We start from the raw sequence: 17,224 nt of genomic DNA on the forward strand, positions 1-17,224 counted from the left end.
TGGTCCGACCCTACGAGCGCCTCGTTAACCGGGTGTCACATCGAGCGATCAACGGTCGTTACGGCGGCCACACAGCGCCGCACGGAGCCCCGTGAGATGCGGCCGTCCTTCCGCCGTCCTCAGCCGTCCTCCGCCGTGCCCAGGAAGTGGAAGCCGGGCCGCGGGTGCATCAGGAAGTCGTGGTGCGAGATGTTCCAGGCGTACGCCCCGGCCACGCCGAACACGACCCGGTCCCCGGCCCGCAGCCCCGCCGCCGGAACGTTGCGGGCGAGGACGTCCTTGGGGGTGCACAGCTGGCCGGTGAGCGTGACGCGGTCGCCGCGCGCCGCGGAGCGGGGCCAGGGGTGCGGCCAGGGCTCCTCGGTGGGCAGGACCGTACAGGGCTGGTCGTGGCCCTTGGTCGCGGGGGTGCGCAGATGGTGGGTGCCGCCGCGGACCACCGCGAACTCCTCGCCGTGGCTGTGCTTGACGTCCAGCACCTCGGTGGCGTACCAGCCGCAGTACGCGGTGAGGGCGCGGCCCGGCTCGATGCGCAGCGTGAGGTCCGGGTGCGCGGCGGCGAGGTGGGCCAGGCCCGCCCCGTACGCCGGCCAGTCGAAGCGGCGCTCCGGCGCGGCGTAGTCGACGGCCATGCCGCCGCCGAGGGTCACCTCGCGCAGCGGGACGCGGTGGCGCGCGGCCAGCCCGGCCGCCCAGGTCACGATGGCCTCGGAGACGGCCAGCTGCTCGGGCGCCTCCAGGCCGCTGGCCAGGTGGGCGTGGACGCCGACGAGTTCGAGGTGCGGATACGTGCCGTCGGTGAGCAGCGCGACGACCTCGTCGGCCTGGGCCGGGTCCAGCCCGAAGGGGGTGGGGCGGCCGCCCATGGCGAGCGAACTGCCGTCCAGGCTGCCGTCGTCGACGGGCAGGTTGAAGCGGGCCAGCACCGCGATGCGGCGCTGCGGCGCGTGCGCGGCGGCGAGGCCGGCGAGCATATGGAGCTCGTACACGCTCTCCACGTGGAAGCGCTGTACGCCGAGTGCGAGCGCCCGGGTGATCTCCTTCGGGGTCTTGCCCGGTCCGCCGAAGGCCAGCGGCGCACCGGGCACGGCCTTGCCGACGTGCGCCAGTTCACCGCCCGAGGAGACCTCGTAGCCGTCGACGTAGGGGCGCAGCGCGGCGAGTATCTCCGGCTCCGGGTTGGCCTTGGCCGCGTAGTAGAGCTCCACGCGCTCGGGCAGCGCGGCCCGTACCGCGGTCATGTGGGCGCGCAGCGCCGTCATGTCGTAGACGTATGCGGGGAGTTCCTCGGCGGGCAGGGCCAGGACGCGTGCGCGGACGGCGGGGGTGGGAGGGGTCATCGTGCGCTCCAGGGGGTGGTGTCGTCGGTGCGCCCGGCGCCGGACAGGACGGCCTCGGCGAGCGGCGAGGGCAGCCGGACGTAGCCGGCCTCGCGGTCGGCCTTGCGCTCCCAGCGGGTGAGCAGATTGGCCTTGGCCGGCAGCGGCACGCCGGCGAGCAGGGCGGCCAGCCGGGGCGGGCAGCCGTGGCGGTCCGCGTGGGTCTGGAGGGTGCGGCGGACCTGCGCCCACAGCTCCGTCTCGGTGTCCGGGTGCAGATCGGCGAGCGCGGCGAGCATCTCGGCGACGTGGTTGACCAGCAGGCAGTACACGACGCGGTCCCAGCCGCGCTGGGCGTCGTAGGTCATCGGTCCCGCGATCCGCTCGGGGAGCGAGGCCAGCAGCTCGGTGTGGTGCTCGGGGACGAGCTTGGTGCCCTCCAGGTCGCGGAAGAGGACCTGGGCGGGCATCCCGTCGCCGTCGACGCAGACCAGGACGTTCTGCAGATGCGGCTCCAGCACCAGGCCGTGGTCGAAGTAGGCGGCGAGCACCGGCGGGAGCAGGAGGTCCAGGTAGGCGGCCCACCACTCCAGCGCGGCCTGCGGCCCGGTGCCGGCCAGGAGCCGGGAGACATGGGCCGGGCCGGTGGCGTACTCGTCGGCGACGGCGGCGGCCAGCAGCGGGGTGGTGCCGGGCAGCAGGTGCTGGGACAGGCCCTCGCGGACGATGACGCCGAACCCTTCGAGCAGCTCGGTGTCCGGGCGGCCGTCGGCGCCGGGCAGCGCCAGGCTGCGGTAGGCGGGCTCGCGGAGCACCGCGCTGCCGGGGAAGCGGGTGGCGAGATCGTCGAGCACCGGCGCCAGCAGGCGGGTCAGCGCCACCGCGCCGGACAGCTCGTAACTGGCGTTCTTGCGCAGGCAGTTGGTGATCCGGACGTTCAGGCTGAACTTGAGGAAGGCCGCGCCGTCGTAGAGCGTGCGCACCGACGCGGTGGCCGCGAAGGGCTGCTCGCCGGTGCCCAGTACGCGGATGTCGCCGCGGTCCTGGGCCTCCTTGAGGCCGGGGTGGCCGCGCAGCAGCTCGTACTGCCAGGGGTGTACGGGCAGCAGCCGGTAGCCGTCCGGGACGCCGGGGTGCAGGGCGTCCAGCGGGGCGGTGGCAGCCGCCTCGACGGCCTCCTCGGCGATCAGCTCCGCGCGCACGGCGAGCAGCAGCAGCGGGAAGGCGGCGCCGGTCTCCGGCGCGTAGGACTGCCAGGCGACGGGGTCGCCGGTGCGGGCCTTGGGGGTCGGGTGGAAGCGGTGGCCGAGGATCAGCGACTGCTCGGAGGCGACATACGCCGACTGCCAGTCGGCAGGAGCTGTCTGCCAGTCGGCACGGGCTGCCTGCCAGTCAGCCGGGGCTGTCTGCCAGTCGGCCGGGGCTGCCTCGTGCCGGTCGTCGCGGGCGGCCAGCGCGGCCGAGACGGCCTGGTGGCTGGAGGCGATCTGGTCCAGGAACTCCTCGTTGTGCACGCCGGTCCGCAGTGACAGCTCGGCGTGTACGTACTCGGCCAGCCGGCGCCAGCCGACCTCGGCCCAGCCGTCGGCGGTCTGCTCGGTCACCGGGCCGGTGAACCGGTGCGCGCCGAGCAGCGACGTACGGCGCAGTGCGACCCGCAGCAGCACCCCGCGGCGCGGCAGTCTGAGCAGCAGCCGCCCGTTGTCGACGGCGGTTTGGTGCTCGGGCCCGGACACCTCGCGCAGCAGGCAGTTGAGCAGGGTGTGCGCCACGGCCCGGTCGGCGGTGGGCAGCCCGGCGGGTGTGGCCGGGGCGGTGCCGGGCGAGTTGGTCAGCGAGGGCATCGAAGGCTCCTGCGGGTCCGGAGAGTACGGGGGAGGAGGCGCGGCAGCAGGCCGGGCGCGCCGGTGGCGAGGACGGCGGCCAGCGCTGCCGCGGTCCCGGTCAGGACCGGCGCGGCGGGGCCGAACCAGTCGTTGCCGGCCGCGGCGGCCACTCCGGCGGCGACCGCACCGGCCTTGGAGAAGAACTCGATCGAGCCGAACAGCCCGCCGGGGGCACGGCCCTTGGCGCAGTCGGCGGCCAGTACGGACAGACAGACCAGGCCCATGGTGAGCCCGGCGCCGAGCACCAGCCGTACCGCGACGAAGGCGGGGAGCGAGTCGGCGATGCCGTGCCCGGCCAGGCCCAGCGCGATACAGCCGAAGCCGAGCACGATGCCGAGCCGGGGGCGGCGGTGGAAGAGGGAGTGCACCGCGATCGCCGCGGCCAGGTAGCACATGTGCGGCAGGGCGAACAGGACCCCGGACACCATCGGTCCGGTGCCCGGTATGCGCTCCTTGATGAGGGCGATCAGGTACGGGAAGGAGATGACGGTGGAGAAGACGAAGGTGAACTCCAGGGCGTACAGGGCCCGCAGGGAGGCGGCCGGGGCGCACTCGGCCGGGTCGCCCGCGGCGGCCTCGGCCGGCGCGGCCGCCTCGTCCTCCGCCGCGGCCCCGGCCTGCGGGGATCCGGTGGCCCGGGTCCGCGGTGGCTCGGGCAGCGCCGCCAGCATCACGGCGGCGGTCAGCGGCAGCAGCGCCATCAGCGCGTACTGGCGGTGCGGCGAGAGCCAGGGCGTCAGCGCGCCGACGACGATCGGTGCGCACACCAGTGCCGCCCGGGCGCTGCCCTGCATCAGGGTCAGGGCCCGGGACAGGGCGTGGCCTTCGAGTGCCGCCCCCAGGTAGCCGTTCGAGGCCGCGAAGGTTCCTCCCAGGATCCCCTGGAGCACCAGTGCGGCGGCGAAGGTCCCCAGCGAATCGGCCCAGCCGGCCAGCAGGAACGCCGCGGCGAGCCCCAGCTGTGCCCGCAGCAGCAGCCGTTTGCGGCCGTACCGGTCGGCGAGCCGTCCCCACAGCGGTGCGCCGACGGCACCGAAGATGGTGGGCACGACGTACAGCAGTCCGGCCCAGCGGGCGGCGCCGTCGCCCAGCTCGGGGAGGATCTCGGTGAGGTACGGCGGCAGGCCCAGCGCGGCGAACGACGCCACGAAGTAGCAGCCGGCCACCGCGTACACCTGGCGGCGGGCGAGGCCCGGACCGACCTTGGTCTCGACCGCGGCCGCGTCGTCCCGGCGGGTGGCGACGGATCTCGTCGGGCTTGTCCGGCTCATCGTCATGTCACCGCAGACCGGAGGTAGTTGGGGCCGGTGGTGTAGTGCTTGTTGATGTCGGCCGCGCCCGAGCGCTCCTTGGACAGCAGGGTTCCGGCGCTGACCATGGCCTTGACCGGCAGCTGCCCGGCGTCCAGCACATACGAGCGCAGCACGGCGCCCGGTTCGCCGGGTGCGGTGCCCAGCCGTTCGACGGCCTCGGCGAGCCGGTCGCGGACCAGGGCCAGCAGCCGGTCGAGCGGGGCCCGCCCGTGCCGCGCCAGCCCGAAGGCGTAGGAGCCCGCGCAGAGGTGGACGGTGATGGTGGTGAACAGGTCCAGCACCGGCTGGTCGTGCGCGGCGAAGATCCGGGCATCGGCGAAGTCCGCGGGGGCCGGGGCGTCCGCGCCCAGGGCGTCCCGCAGCCGCTCGGTGTTGATCCGCGGCCCGTCGTTGTCCTTGAACAGCAGCCGCAGCCGGGTGCCGTGCGCCCCCTCGTCGAGTACCAGCGAGATGTTCTGCTGGTGTGACTCCAGGCCGATGCCGTACCCGAACAGGGTGGTCTGCCAGTCGAAGAGCAGGGTCAGGCAGGCGTCCAGGAGGGCCAGCGGGTCGCCGCCGTAGTAGCGGTCGGCGAGCAGGTCGATCACCAGCCGTCCGCCGGGCGCCGGGGCGAGCAGTGCGGCCATCGGCACCACGGCGCTGTCCTCCAGGCCCGCCGGGTAGCGCCGGCACAGCACGGCCAGCAGCTCATGGCCGGCGTGCGCGTACACCGTCTCGTCGGCCTGCAGGACCGACTCCGCGAACCGCGGCTCGCGGGCGAGCACCTTCGCCAGCAGCCGCTGGCCCGCGGCGCCGTCGATGAGCGTGGGCGGCTTGATGGTGCGGCGGTTGCGCATCCCGAGCGTCGAGGTGGCCAGTGGCAGCTTCAGATGCAGCCGGGGGTCGGCGGCCACGGCCACGGTCCGCATCGACAACGTCGGCACCACGCCGAGCAGTGCGCGCTCGGAGAGCACCGCATCGCGCTCCAGGCCGGTCGCGCAGAGCGCTTCGTTCAGCGGGTCGCCGAGCGTCAACGGGTGGACCGGCAGGGCGAGATGGCTGCCGGTGAGGTGCGGAAGGCCCAGCTCTGCGGGCGTCGGCCAGCAGCGGGGCAGGGTCGCCTCCCCGCCGGGCACGGTGACCGCGCGGCGCGGCACGGCGAGCCAGCGCAGTGCGAAGCGCGGCCGGAACTCCGGTGCGTAGGAACGGAGTTGGGACTCCTCAAGGCCCAGACGGCCGCGCGCGGTCGGGTACACGGGGTGGTCGAGCCGGGCCGCGAGGGTGTCGTACGCCAGCCCCCCGTCCAGTCCCCGCCAGGCATCGGAGTCCGGGCCGTGACGTTTCGTCAGTACGGCCTCGGCCTCCTCCCGGGTCCGGGTGTGCAGCCGCATCGTCGCCAGCGTCTGCCGGCACTCCTCGGCGAACGCCTCGAAGCCCGGGCGGTCGGCCGGGTCGGCCAGCTCGCCCAGCGCGGTCAGGACCGCGTCGGCCGAGGTCAGCCGGGCGCCGTCGGACTCGCGGACGAGCAGCGGCAGCCGGGCCGTGTACGCGCTCTGGTAGCCGTCCGGCTCCAGCGGCAGCAGCAGGGCACCGGCGGCCTCGCCGGCGGGCAGCCGCAGCCACGGTCCGTCCGGCCGCTCCAGCACGGTGCCGCGGGTGCGCAGCCCGACGACGTCCTCGCGCAGCAGCGCGCCGAGCACCCGCAGCAGCAGCTCGGACTCCTCGGCTGCCCCGGTGCGCGCCTCGCCGGTCCGCGCCTCGCCGGTGCGGTCCGCGAGGGTGTCGGGGGCGACGGTCACGACGAGATCTCCCAGCGCTCCGTGGCGAGGAAGTCGTCCGCCAGCCGGTCCACGGCCGCCCGGTCGGCGCCGGTGACCCGCAGCACGCCCAGGTAGTCGCGGTTGGTGGCGTACAGCGGGTGCGCACTGCCGACTTCGCGCAGCGGCCGGTAGCTCAGCCGTACGCTGTCGCTCTCGCGGTCCGTGGCGGCCGGTGCGCCGGTGAGCGTCCCGGCCCGGTCGGCCAGGGCGTAGTCCACCCGGCCCGCACCGTCGCGCCGGGCACCGAGGTCGGCGGGCAGCGGCTCGCCCAGATGCGTACGCAGGATGTGCTCGAAGAGCGGGATGTCCAGGAGCTGCGCGAGCAGCAGGTCGCACTGGTCGCCGATGACGCGGTAGTTCACCTCGATGAGCCGGGCTCGTCCCTCGTGCACCACGAACTCGGTGTGACAGGCCCCGAAGCCGACGCCCAGCGCGTCGAGCTGGGCCAGCACCTGGGCGACGACGGGCTCGGGGTGGGCGGCGACGAAGTCGAGCCGCTCCTCGATGAAGGCCGGGGGCGGGGAGACGACGGTGTGGAATCCGCCCAGCACATGGCGCACCCGCCCGTCGCCGAGCGTCTCCAGGGTGTAGAGCTCACCGGGCAGGAACTCCTCGGCGACCAGGGCGGCACCGGGCCGCCGCGCCTGGATCTCCTTGGCGCGCGCCACCAGTTCCTCGGCGTCACCGACCAGCACCACGTCCTCGCTGGCCACGCCTTCGCGGGGCTTGAGGACACAAGGGTAGGGCAGGCCGGCGTCGGCCAGCGCGGAGGGGTCCTGGTCCGGCGCCAGCTCGGCGGTCCGTACGGTGTCGACGCCGGCCGCGGCGAGATGGCGGCGCATCTCGGCCTTGTTCTTGGCGCGCAGCGCGGCCCGCCAGTCCTTGCCGGGCAGCCCGAAGTGGTCGGCGACCAGCGCCGCCTGGGTCTGCAGATGGTCGCTGTTGGTGAAGACCGCGTCGGCCGGGTGGTGGGCGGTGATCCGGCTGATGACGGCGCGGAAGTCACGGACGTCGCACTCCAGGACCTCGGTCCCGGGGTAGGTGCGCCGGTGTGCTTCGGGCTGGTCCGTCAGGACCGTGACATCGAGACCGAGGCGGGCGGCGGCGGGCAGGAAGCCGTCGGTGACCGAGTCGGTGGGGTTGAGGGCGAGCAGATACATCCGCATGAGCGGACCCCTTCGGGACAAAGGCGGTGCGGGGACGTCGGAGCGGGGGCGGGCCGGGGACGGGGCCCGCCCCCCGCGGTTCAGCTCTTGGGCAGCGGCACGCCGGCGGCCTTGGCCACGTCGGCGAGCATCCGCTCGGCTGCCTGGATGCCGATGCCGGACATCCAGGTCTCGTCCGGCACGTCGAAGACCTTGTCCTTCTTGACGGCCGGCAGGTCCTTCCAGACCGGGTTGGAGGTGACGTCCTTCTGCTGGGTCTTGTCCGGCGTGTCCGCGACGGTCACGAACACCAGGTCGGCGTCGGCCTTGTCGATCTGCTCCGGGCTGACGTCGAGCATCGTCTTCAACGGGTCGGTGGAGCTCTGCGACTTCGGCCGGGCCAGGCCGATGTCGTCGAGGACGACACCGCTGAAGGAGGACTTCTGGTAGAGGCGGGTCGGGCCGGCGACGAAGCGGACGACCGAGGCCGACGGCATCTTGCCGTACTTCTTCTTGATGGCCTCGCCCAGCGCCCCGGCCCTGGCCTCGTACTCCTTGAGCCGCTTGTCGGCCTGCTTCTCCAGGCCCAGGGCCTTGGCGTGGACCTTCAGATTGGCCTTCCAGGGGCCGCCGGTGGTCTCGGTGAAGACGGTCGGCGCGATGTCCTTGAGCTTGTCGTAGATCTTCTCGTGCCGGACCTTGGAGGACAGGATCAGATCGGGCTTCAGCGAGATGATCTTCTCGAGGTTCGGCTCCAGCAGCGGACCGACGTCCTTGACGCCGTCGATCTTGCCCTTGAGGTAGTTGGGGAAGCCGCCCTCGGTCTTCATGTGCGGGGAGACCGCGCCCACGGGCTTGATGCCCAGCATGGTGACGTCGTCGAGCTCACCGGTGTCCAGGACGACCACGCGCCGGGGCTTGGCGGGGATCTTCACATCGCCGCCCATGACGCTCTTGACGGTGCGCGGGAAGCCGGCGCCGGCGCTGCTCTTCGCCGAGTCGTCGTCGGCGGACTTGCCGCCGCAGGCGGTGAGGGCGGCGGTGCCCAGGACGACGGCGAGCGGGGCGGCCAGTGCGCGTGCGAGACCGCGGGAAGTGGTTCTGGAGAACATTGGGGTTGGACTTCCTTGGAGGGGAGCGGAGAGCGGAAACGCCCGTGGGGGAGGGCGGTCGGGTCAGGCGGAGACGGCGGTGTGCCGCTGCGCGCTGCCCTTGGGGACGACCAGCGGGGTGCCGGTCTCGGGGTCGGGGATGACCCGGCAGTCGACGTCGAACACGGCCTTGACCAGCTTCGCGTCGAGTACGTCCGCCGGGGCGCCGGCCGCCGCCAGCCGCCCGTCCTTGAGGACCACGAGGTGGTCCGCGTAACGGGCGGCCTGCCCGAGGTCGTGCAGCACCATCACCACGGTGCGGCCCGCCTCGGCGTGCAGCGCGGCGACCAGATCGAGGACGTCGAGCTGGTGCCGCAGGTCCAGGAAGGTGGTGGGCTCGTCGAGCAGCAGCAGGTCGGTGTCCTGCGCCAGCGCCAGCGCGATCCAGGCGCGCTGCCGCTGCCCGCCGGAGAGCCGGTCGACGGGCTGGTCGCGCAGCACGTCCGTGCCGGTGCGCCGCAGCGCCTCCTCCACCGCCTGCTGATCGGCCGCCGACCAGGCGCTCAGCAGCCGCTGGTGCGGGTACCGGCCGAGCCGTACCAGCGCCTCGACGGTGATCGCGTCGGGCGTGACGGGCTGCTGGGGAAGCAGACCCATCCGCAGCGCCAGCGCGCGGGCCGGCATCCGGTGGATGTCCGCGCCGTCCAGGGTGACGGTGCCGGCGGCCGGGGCGAGCAGCCGGGTCAGACCGCGCAGCAGGGTCGACTTGCCGCAGGCGTTGGGGCCGACGACGGCGGTGACCGCGCCGCCGGGCAGTACCAGGTCGAGGCCGCCGACCACCAGCCGGTCGCCGTAGCGCAGGTCGAGTCCCTGGGTGGAGAGCTGGTTGGCGGTCATCGGACACTCCTGTTGACGGAACTGCTCTGACGGATCATCAGCACCAGCAGCCAGGGCGCGCCCAGAGTGGCGGTGACCACTCCGACCGGCAGCCCGCTGACCGGCAGCAGATACTGCGCCACCAGATCGGAGGCGAGCAGCAGTACGGCACCGGCCAGGCCGGACAGCGCCAGCGTCCCGGCGGTCGGCGGTCCGGCGAGGAACCGCACCATGTGCGGGACGGCCAGGGCCACGAAGGCGACCGGGCCGGCGAGCGCGGCGCCCAGCGAGGCCAGCACGATGGCGACGGTCAGCACCTGCAGCCGGGCGGTGTGGGTGTTCAGGCCGAGCGTGCCGGCCGAGTCGTCGCCCAGATCGAGCACGGCCAGCCGGCGGTGCAGCGCGAAGGCGACGACCAGCGCCAGCGCCACCGCCCCGCCCGCCGACCACACCTCGGTCCAGCTGCGCCCGTACACCGAGCCCGTCGTCCACTGCAGCGCCGAGCCGGCCAGCTCGGCGGGGAAGCGGACGACCATGAAGTTCACCGCGGCGGTCAGCCCGGCCTGTACGGCCAGACCCACCAGCACCAGCCGGGTCACGCTGGTGCCCGAGCGCCAGCCGAACACCCCGAGCAGCACCGCGGCGAGCAGCCCGCCGGCCAGCGCGGCCAGCGGCATCAGCGCCTGCGAGGCCCCGGCGGCCAGCATGGCCACCGCACCGAACGAGGCGCCGCCGGTCACCCCCATCACATCGGGCGAGGCGAGCGGATTGCGGAACAGCCGCTGGAGCAGCGCACCGGCCACCGCCAGTCCCGCCCCCGCGACGATCGCCGCGGCCGTCCGCGGGGCCCGGAACTCCTGGACCACCAGCACCGTTGCCGTGTCTCCGATGCCGAACAGGCCCAGGGCCGCGTCGAGGGGCGGCAGCGGCATCTCGCCGTTGGCCACGGAGACCGTGCTCAGCGCGCAGAGCACCAGCAGGCCCGCGACGGCCAGCAGCGGGGTCCGTCGCCGGGCGGCCCGGCGTACGGCGGACGGGGCGCGGGTGGCCTTTTCGGCCGTCACGACGCCGTTCATCGCGCCACCTTCCGGGCCAGCAGCGCCAGCAGCGGTGCGCCGAGGAACGCGCTGATGATGCCGACCTGGAGCTCGGACGGCCGGATGACGACCCGTCCGAGGATGTCGGCGACGAGCAGCAGCAGCGGCCCGGCGATCAGGCAGCCGGGCACCAGGACCCGGTGGTCGGACGTCCGCAGCAGCTGGCGGACCAGGTGCGGTGCGGCCAGCCCGATGAAGGCCAGCGGGCCGGCCACGGCCACCGCGGACGCCGCGAGCAGGACGACGGCCAGTCCGCCGGCCGTACGGATCCGGGTCACCGGCACGCCCAGCGCCTGCGCCGCATCGTCGCCCAGTGCCAGGGCGTTGAGGGCCGGGGTGAGGGCCAGCGCGATGACCAGGCCGGCCGCCAGGGCCGGCAGCACCGGGTAGAGCACCTCCAGCGGCCGCTCGGCCAGCGAACCTGCCAGCCAGAACCGTGCCTCTTCCAGCGACCGCTTGCTGGCCAGCATGACCGTCGACGTCCAGGAGAGCAGGACGAGCTGGAGGACGGTGCCGCCCAGCGCGAGGCGCACCGGGTCGAGGTCGCCGGCGCGCCGGGCCAGCGCCTGGGCGAACAGGGCGGCCGCCGCGGCGCCCGCGAAGGCGAACCAGAGGTACTCGACGGGCCGGGTCAGATGCAGTGCGTAGATCGCGGTGACCACGGCGAAGCCGGCGCCGGCGTTGATGCCCAGCGTCGTGGGGGAGGCGAGCGGGTTGCGGGTGATGCCCTGGACGACCGCTCCGGCCACTCCGAGCGCCGCGCCCACCGCGAGTGCGACCACGGTCCGCGGCAGCCGGAGCCCCGTCACCACGAGGGCGTCCCGCCCGTGTGCGGCACCCGACAGTGCGTCAAGCACGGTGGAAAGCGGTACGGACCGGGCGCCGACGGCGAGGCTCAGCGCGGCGCAGACGGCCAGCGCGCAGAGCCCGGCCGCGAACAGCGGGACGCGCCGCAGGGCGTGCGCGGCGCGGCGCTCCGGGGGCACCGGGGGCGCGGTGGCGGATGGTTCGGTGGTCGACACGCGTCGTGACATTAGGTTAGGCATGCCTAAACCCGCAACCGCCGATTCGGAAAACGATCAACTACCCGTTTTGTCGGCGATCAATTACCCGGCTGTGCCCAAGACGCTCCTGACCTGGGGTGATTGGCCCGGTTGCGACCCGTCGGGCCGCGGTCGCCAGGGCGTTTCCCTCGGTTGCACGACTCAAAAAGTGTATCCGTTGCACTTTCTTATCCGCTGTGCTTTTCTGGTGGCATGAACCCCACACCTCCCCGAATCGCGATCATCGGCGCCGGCCCCGGCGGGCTGACCTGTGCCCGCGTACTGCAGCGGCACGGCGTAGCGGTCACCGTCTACGAACATGAGGCGTCCGACCGGGCCCGCCCGCAAGGCGGCACACTGGACCTGGAGATGACGACCGGTCAGCAGGCGCTGCACGCGGCGGGTCTGTACGAGCAGTTCGCCGCCGTCGCCCGCCCCGAGGGCCAGGAGATGCGGCTGCTCGACCACACCGCCACGGTGCTCTTCCGGCACGCGCCGGCACCTGGGGGTAGCGCTGGGGGGACCCCCAGGACGGAGTCCGGGGGAGGGGCCGACCGCCCCGAGATCGACCGCGGCCTGCTGCGACGCCTGCTGCTGGACTCCCTGGCACCCGGCACGGTCCGCTGGGGCCACTACCTGCGCACCCTGCACCCGCTCGGCCACGGGCGCCACAAGGCGGAGTTCGACGACGGCCACACCGAGGCCTTCGACCTGGTCATCGGCGCCGACGGCGCCTGGTCCCGGGTGCGGCCGCTGCTCTCCGACGCCACCCCGCACTACTCCGGCGTCACCTTCGTCGAGTTCGGGCTCGACGACGCCGACGCCCGCCACCCGGACATCGCCCGGCTCGTCGGCAACGGCAGCATGATGGCGTCCCACGCCGACCGGGCGCTGATCGCCCAGCGCAACAGCCACGCCCATATCCGCTGCTACGCCGCCTTCCGCGGATCCGAGGACTGGGCGTCGGCGGCCGGGGTGAGCCTGGCGGACACCGAGGCGGTGCGCGCCGTACTCCTCGACGCGTTCGCGGGGTGGGACGAGCGGCTGCTGGCGCTGCTGCGGGAGAACGACGGCGGGTTCGTCAACCGGCCGCTGTTCGCGCTGCCGGTGCCGCACACCTGGCCGCACACCGAGGGGTTGACGCTGCTCGGCGACGCCGCGCATCTGATGACGCCGTTCTCCGGCATGGGCGCCAACCTCGCCATGCTCGACGGCTGCGAACTCGCCCAGGCCGTCGCCGCCCACGGCGACGACCTCGACGCGGCGGTACGCGCCTACGAGGCGGCCATGCTGCCCCGCTCCGCACGGGCCGCCGAGGCGGCCGCCCGCGGCCTGGCCAACGCCATCGCCCCCGACGCCCCGCAGGGATCGCTGCGCCATCTGCGCCGGATGGCCGGGCAGCGGGGGGACTGACCTCCGGTTGCGGCTCCGTCGCGCCCGTCGCACGATCGGCAGCGTACGGACAGCGGCCGGCTGCGCACGGGCGCGACCGCGGCCCGGCCACGGCCCGGCGCGGAGGGACGGAACACCGTGAAGATCACTGAGCCCGCACCCGGCGCCCCGTGCTGGGTGGAGCTGGGCACCTCGGACGTGGACGCCGCCAAGGTGTACTACCGTCAGGTCTTCGGCTGGCGCGCCGAGACCGACCCGCGCGCCGAGGCCGGCGGATACACGGTGCTGTACCTGGGCGCCGCCCCGGTCGCCGCGCTGGCCCCGCTGTCGGTCCCCGGCCAGCCGACCGCCTGGACCGTGTCGTTCGCGACACGGGACGCCGATGCGCTGGCCGCCACGGTCACCCGGGCCGGCGGGCGGCAGGTCAAGGCCCCCGCGGACGTCTTCGACCTCGGCCGTTTCGCCGTGCTGGCCGACCCGGAGGGCGCCGTCTTCGAGGTGTGGCAGGCCCGGTCGTTCGCCGGTGCCGCGGTGCTCAGCGCGCCGGGCTCGCTCGGCTGGGTCGAGCTCGCCACCCGGGACGAGGAGGCGGCCAAGGCCTTCTACACGGGCGTCTTCGGCTGGACCGTCGGCACGCACGAGGACTACCCGCAGTGGGGCCTCGACGGCGCCGACTTCGGCGGTATGAGCGCGCTGGACGAGTTCTACCCGGAGGACGTCAGGGCGCACTGGCTGCCGTACTTCGCGGTCGCCGACGTCGACGAGACGGCCGCCCGGGCCGCCGAGTCCGGGGGCATGCTGCTGGTGCCGCCGACGGACGTCCCCGACGGGCCGCGGATCGCCGTGATCCGCGACCCGCAAGGCGCCTCCTTCGGTATCCACCGCGTCGGCACCGAGGGCTGACCCCTTCTGCCGTCACCCCTCGTACTGTCACACGAACGGCGGCCTGTTCGTCGTTTCACCCCATTCCGGGGGTTTTTTGAGCGTAATGTCCACTTCGCGCCAATGGGTGGCATTGCGCGTCAAGAACAGGAGACCCCCTATGTCCACGACCGAAATCCTCGTGGCCCGAGGCAAGAAGCTCGCAGCCGGTGCGGGCGCACTGACCGCGGCCGTCGCCGTCGGCGCGACGCTGTTCACCGCGGCCCCGGCCCAGGCGACGACGCCCGGACCCGTCAGCTCCGCGAAGCCGTACGGCATTGTCACCACGAAGATGGGTCTGAGTGCGCGTCAGTACCCCAGCACGGACTCCTCCGTGCGGGGCTTCTTCCGTCACCGCGCGCAGATCGGCCTGGTGTGCAAGGTGCGCACCCAGAGCGTCGGCGGCAACAGCGTCTGGTACCTCACCCGCGACGAGCGGGCGTCCTGGATCGCGGCGAAGTACGTGACCAACACCGGACACGTCAAGTACTGCAAGGACGTGCAGCGCGGCCGGCTCCAGCCCGGCGGCAGCAACAACCCGGCGAAGCACGCCATGGGCTGATGGCGCCCGGCTGAGGCCCGGCCCGGTACCCGCGGGTGCCGCGCCGGGCCGGCCTCGATGTGCACCAGGGCCGCCCGCCGTCCCCGGCGCCCGGTGCGCCGGTTCCGCCCCCTTCCGTATTTCTGCAACAAGTTCTACTGTGCCCCTCGATCCCGTCATCCGACGGACCGTCAGGACGCCGCCACCGTCGGACCGGACGACCGGACCGGACGAACTGGAGGGGCCGTGCACCTCGAATACACCCCCGAGCAGCAGCAGTTGCGCGCCGAACTGCGCACCTACTTCGCCGGTCTGGTGCCGGACCACGCCCTGGCGCTCCCCCGTGACCGCAAGGACACCGAAGCAAGCCCCCTCGCCGGTTCCGCCGCGGACCACAAGCGCTTCTACCGCGAGACCGTGCGCCGCCTGGGTGCCGACGGGTGGCTGGGCGTCGGCTGGCCCAAGGAGTTCGGCGGGCGCGGGATGACCCCGATGGAACAGTTCATCTTCTTCGACGAGGCCGCACAGGCGGGCGTACCGCTGCCCCTGATGGCGCTGAACACCGTCGGACCGACGCTGATGCAGTTCGGGACCGAGGAGCAGAAGGCCTACTTCCTGCCCAGGATCCTCTCCGGCGAGATCGACTTCGCGATCGGCTACAGCGAACCGGACGCCGGCACCGACCTGGCCGCCCTCAAGACCCGCGCCGTACGCGAGGGCGATCCGGAGACCGGGCACTACGTCGTCAACGGACAGAAGATCTGGACGACCAACGGGGACACCGCGGAATGGGTGTGGCTCGCGGTGCGCACCGACCCGGACGCCCCGCCCCACAAGGGCATCACCATGCTCCTGGTCCCCACCAGCGACCCCGGCTACTCGTGCACCGTGATCAACACCCTCGCCTCGCACGACACCACCGCCAGCTATTACGAGCACATCACCGTCCCCGCCTCCCGCCGCGTCGGCGACGAGAACAAGGGCTGGCGGATCATCACCAACCAGCTCAACCACGAGCGGGTCACCCTCGCCGCCCACGGCACCATGGCCATCCGCGCGCTGCACAACGTCCAGCGCTGGGCCGCCGACACCAAGCTCGCCGACGGCCGCCGGGTCATCGACCTGGGCTGGGTGCGCGGGCGGCTGGCCCGTACCCATGCCCGGCTGGACGCCATGAAGCTGATGAACTGGCAGATGGTCGACGCGCTCCAGCAGGGCGCGCTCTCCCCGCAGGACGCCTCCGCGGTCAAGGTCTACGGCTCCGAGGCCCGGCGGGACGCCTACGCCTGGCTGATGGAGGTCGTCGGCGCGGCCGGCCCGCTCAAGGAGGGCTCGGCCGGCGCCGTACTGCACGGCGAACTGGAGCGCGGCTACCGCTCCGCCGTCATCTTCACCTTCGGCGGCGGCAACAACGAGATCCAGCGCGAGATCATCTCGTGGATCGGCCTCGGGATGCCGCGGGTACGACGCTGACCTGCCCCCCACCCGCCCCGTCGCGCGTTTCGGCCGCGCGGCGGGGCGTCGGCATGCCGCCGGGCAGCACCCTTTCCCTGTGAACCGGGCGGCGGACGGCCGCGCCGGGGTCCTGGATTTGTCCCTGTCAAGCATTGGTTTTTTCCATTCCGTGCATGTAAAACGCACAGGGACGAATGTGAAGTGAATATGTCCGGATGCGGCATCCGGCTGCTAATGTCGGTATCGCTTCCTGGAATCCGGACCAGAGCCGGAATTGGCAGAATATTTACACTGGTATGGATCGATGGCGTACGTTGGCCATCGGTGCTTCTTTTTCGTCGGGGGAGATGGGCTGTGCTGCACGGAGCTGCAACCGCGGATGTGTCCTGGGAAAAAGTGGCGGACTCCATCGAATTCATTCCGGCGGAGTATTCCAGCAGGGTCCAGTCGGAATCCGTGGCGCGGGACATGCTCGGCTGTGAACCGGCGGATATCGACAGGCTGGTCGATGCGGGTCTGCCGTTCGAGGACCGGTCCGGGGTGCGGCACTTCGACGCGAACGATCTGTACAACCTCGGCATGTATTCGAACAAACGGACGACGCAGCCGGAGCTTGCCTTCCGTATGCTCTTCCGGTTCGCCGGCCGGCCGGTCGACGATCTGCTGCGCGCGAAGTCCTGGGATTTCCGGGTCCAGCTGGAATGCGCCGACTGCGCCGGGGAAGCGCCATGGCGCTTCGAGGCGCCGGATGCCGTCCGGTTCGGCGGGCAGGTCGCCGAGGTGACGGTGCCCGAGGCGAGTGCGGGGTCGGCGCAGTACGCGGCGACGGTCACCACGACCGGCGCGCGCACTCCACTGGCCTCGCCGGTGCTGCGGCGGCTCACCCGCGAGTACCTGGACGCCGGTTACCGCTGGCAGATGATCCCGGTCTCCATGCAGGCCGACCACGAGCTGGTGCACTCCCTCGGCGCGACGAGCTGTATCGCGGCGAGCCTGTTCCTGGCCGAGCGCTTCCGTGCGGCCGGGTACCGGGCCGAAGCGAAACGAGGCTGGTTCTGCGGTGTGCTGGGCGGCGCCCTCGACCTGCCGCACGCGTGCGTCGAGGTCGAGGACGACGACGGTGCGTTCAAGACCGTCGACATCGCCAAGGCGCAGCTGGCCGCGCGACTGCCGATGAACACCGAGGCTTTCCAGGAACTGTGCCTCGGATCGATCTACAACAAGGTGATTCCGTCCACCGCTTCCGGTAATGCGTCCTTCGGCTATCACGAATGTGGTTCACGGCTGCCGATCCAGGTGCGCGCAGATATTCGTGCAGTGCGTCAAATCTGATTCTGGACCACTCC

General features: G+C 72.8%; 14 protein-coding genes. 5 read left to right on the forward strand and 9 right to left on the reverse strand.

Translation table 11 applies throughout. The features are described 5' to 3' along the window. Positions 1 to 119: 119 nt before the first annotated feature. The 9 genes from ACWD6P_RS04860 to ACWD6P_RS04900 form a co-directional block, all read right to left on the reverse strand. Positions 120 to 1,340: a type III PLP-dependent enzyme gene (locus tag ACWD6P_RS04860; RefSeq protein ID WP_451442590.1), complete on the reverse strand. Its 1,221-nt coding sequence runs from the start codon at positions 1,338 to 1,340 to the stop codon at positions 120 to 122. Continuing rightward, positions 1,337 to 3,163, reverse strand: a complete 1,827-nt coding sequence (locus ACWD6P_RS04865) for an IucA/IucC family protein (protein WP_451442591.1) — start codon at positions 3,161 to 3,163, stop codon at positions 1,337 to 1,339. Before ACWD6P_RS04865 ends, ACWD6P_RS04860 begins: the two co-directional genes overlap by 4 nt. Beyond that, entirely contained in the window at positions 3,151 to 4,476 is a 1,326-nt protein-coding gene (locus ACWD6P_RS04870; protein WP_451442592.1) for an MFS transporter, read from the reverse strand. The genes ACWD6P_RS04865 and ACWD6P_RS04870 overlap by 13 nt, the downstream gene beginning before the upstream one ends. A gap of 2 nt (positions 4,477 to 4,478) precedes the next feature. Further along, positions 4,479 to 6,296, reverse strand: a complete 1,818-nt coding sequence (locus ACWD6P_RS04875; protein WP_451442593.1) for an IucA/IucC family protein — start codon at positions 6,294 to 6,296, stop codon at positions 4,479 to 4,481. After that, positions 6,293 to 7,483 (reverse strand): ATP-grasp domain-containing protein, encoded by a 1,191-nt coding sequence (locus tag ACWD6P_RS04880; RefSeq protein WP_451442594.1) that lies wholly within the window; start codon positions 7,481 to 7,483, stop codon positions 6,293 to 6,295. The genes ACWD6P_RS04875 and ACWD6P_RS04880 overlap by 4 nt, the downstream gene beginning before the upstream one ends. A gap of 80 nt (positions 7,484 to 7,563) precedes the next feature. Then, a complete protein-coding gene (locus ACWD6P_RS04885; protein ID WP_451442595.1) occupies positions 7,564 to 8,574 on the reverse strand; it encodes an ABC transporter substrate-binding protein in 1,011 nt (336 codons plus the stop codon). 63 nt (positions 8,575 to 8,637) lie between these two features. Next, positions 8,638 to 9,450, reverse strand: a complete 813-nt coding sequence (locus tag ACWD6P_RS04890; RefSeq protein WP_451442596.1) for an ABC transporter ATP-binding protein — start codon at positions 9,448 to 9,450, stop codon at positions 8,638 to 8,640. Next, positions 9,447 to 10,505 carry a FecCD family ABC transporter permease gene (locus ACWD6P_RS04895; RefSeq protein WP_451442597.1) on the reverse strand — a complete coding sequence of 353 codons (1,059 nt, stop codon included), beginning with the start codon at positions 10,503 to 10,505 and terminating at the stop codon, positions 9,447 to 9,449. Before ACWD6P_RS04895 ends, ACWD6P_RS04890 begins: the two co-directional genes overlap by 4 nt. Then, the gene (locus tag ACWD6P_RS04900) at positions 10,502 to 11,512 is read right to left on the reverse strand and encodes a FecCD family ABC transporter permease (protein ID WP_451442695.1); all 1,011 of its coding nucleotides are present in this window, start codon (positions 11,510 to 11,512) and stop codon (positions 10,502 to 10,504) included. Before ACWD6P_RS04900 ends, ACWD6P_RS04895 begins: the two co-directional genes overlap by 4 nt. Positions 11,513 to 11,782: 270 nt before the next feature. On the opposite strand from ACWD6P_RS04900, the gene ACWD6P_RS04905 reads away from it, so the two are divergent. The 5 genes from ACWD6P_RS04905 (at position 11,783) to ACWD6P_RS04925 (ending at position 17,210) form a co-directional block, all read left to right on the forward strand. Next, complete coding sequence (locus ACWD6P_RS04905) at positions 11,783 to 12,982, forward strand: FAD-dependent oxidoreductase (RefSeq protein ID WP_451442598.1); 1,200 nt, start codon at positions 11,783 to 11,785, stop codon at positions 12,980 to 12,982. Between the two features lie 117 nt (positions 12,983 to 13,099). Next, positions 13,100 to 13,864 carry a VOC family protein gene (locus ACWD6P_RS04910; protein WP_451442599.1) on the forward strand — a complete coding sequence of 255 codons (765 nt, stop codon included), beginning with the start codon at positions 13,100 to 13,102 and terminating at the stop codon, positions 13,862 to 13,864. 139 nt (positions 13,865 to 14,003) lie between these two features. Continuing rightward, the gene (locus ACWD6P_RS04915; RefSeq protein WP_451442600.1) at positions 14,004 to 14,444 is read left to right on the forward strand and encodes an SH3 domain-containing protein; all 441 of its coding nucleotides are present in this window, start codon (positions 14,004 to 14,006) and stop codon (positions 14,442 to 14,444) included. A 225-nt stretch (positions 14,445 to 14,669) separates the two neighbouring features. Beyond that, positions 14,670 to 15,896: an acyl-CoA dehydrogenase family protein gene (locus tag ACWD6P_RS04920; protein ID WP_451442601.1), complete on the forward strand. Its 1,227-nt coding sequence runs from the start codon at positions 14,670 to 14,672 to the stop codon at positions 15,894 to 15,896. Between the two features lie 336 nt (positions 15,897 to 16,232). Further along, positions 16,233 to 17,210, forward strand: coding sequence for a hypothetical protein (locus ACWD6P_RS04925; RefSeq protein WP_451442602.1), 978 nt, complete (start codon positions 16,233 to 16,235; stop codon positions 17,208 to 17,210). Positions 17,211 to 17,224 lie beyond the last annotated feature (14 nt).

It is taken from the genome of Streptomyces sp. NPDC002446, from assembly GCF_053595675.1.

What these genes read in the sequence shown, in the direction of transcription:
- ACWD6P_RS04860 (WP_451442590.1), bottom strand. Translation starts at nt 1,340, where the DNA reads ATGACCCCTCCCACCCCCGCCGTCCGCGCACGCGTCCTGGCCCTGCCC.
- ACWD6P_RS04865 (WP_451442591.1), bottom strand. Translation starts at nt 3,163, where the DNA reads ATGCCCTCGCTGACCAACTCGCCCGGCACCGCCCCGGCCACACCCGCC.
- ACWD6P_RS04870 (WP_451442592.1), bottom strand. Translation starts at nt 4,476, where the DNA reads ATGAGCCGGACAAGCCCGACGAGATCCGTCGCCACCCGCCGGGACGAC.
- ACWD6P_RS04880 (WP_451442594.1), bottom strand. Translation starts at nt 7,483, where the DNA reads ATGCGGATGTATCTGCTCGCCCTCAACCCCACCGACTCGGTCACCGAC.
- ACWD6P_RS04885 (WP_451442595.1), bottom strand. Translation starts at nt 8,574, where the DNA reads ATGTTCTCCAGAACCACTTCCCGCGGTCTCGCACGCGCACTGGCCGCC.
- ACWD6P_RS04890 (WP_451442596.1), bottom strand. Translation starts at nt 9,450, where the DNA reads ATGACCGCCAACCAGCTCTCCACCCAGGGACTCGACCTGCGCTACGGC.
- ACWD6P_RS04895 (WP_451442597.1), bottom strand. Translation starts at nt 10,505, where the DNA reads ATGAACGGCGTCGTGACGGCCGAAAAGGCCACCCGCGCCCCGTCCGCC.
- ACWD6P_RS04905 (WP_451442598.1), top strand. Translation starts at nt 11,783, where the DNA reads ATGAACCCCACACCTCCCCGAATCGCGATCATCGGCGCCGGCCCCGGC.
- ACWD6P_RS04915 (WP_451442600.1), top strand. Translation starts at nt 14,004, where the DNA reads ATGTCCACGACCGAAATCCTCGTGGCCCGAGGCAAGAAGCTCGCAGCC.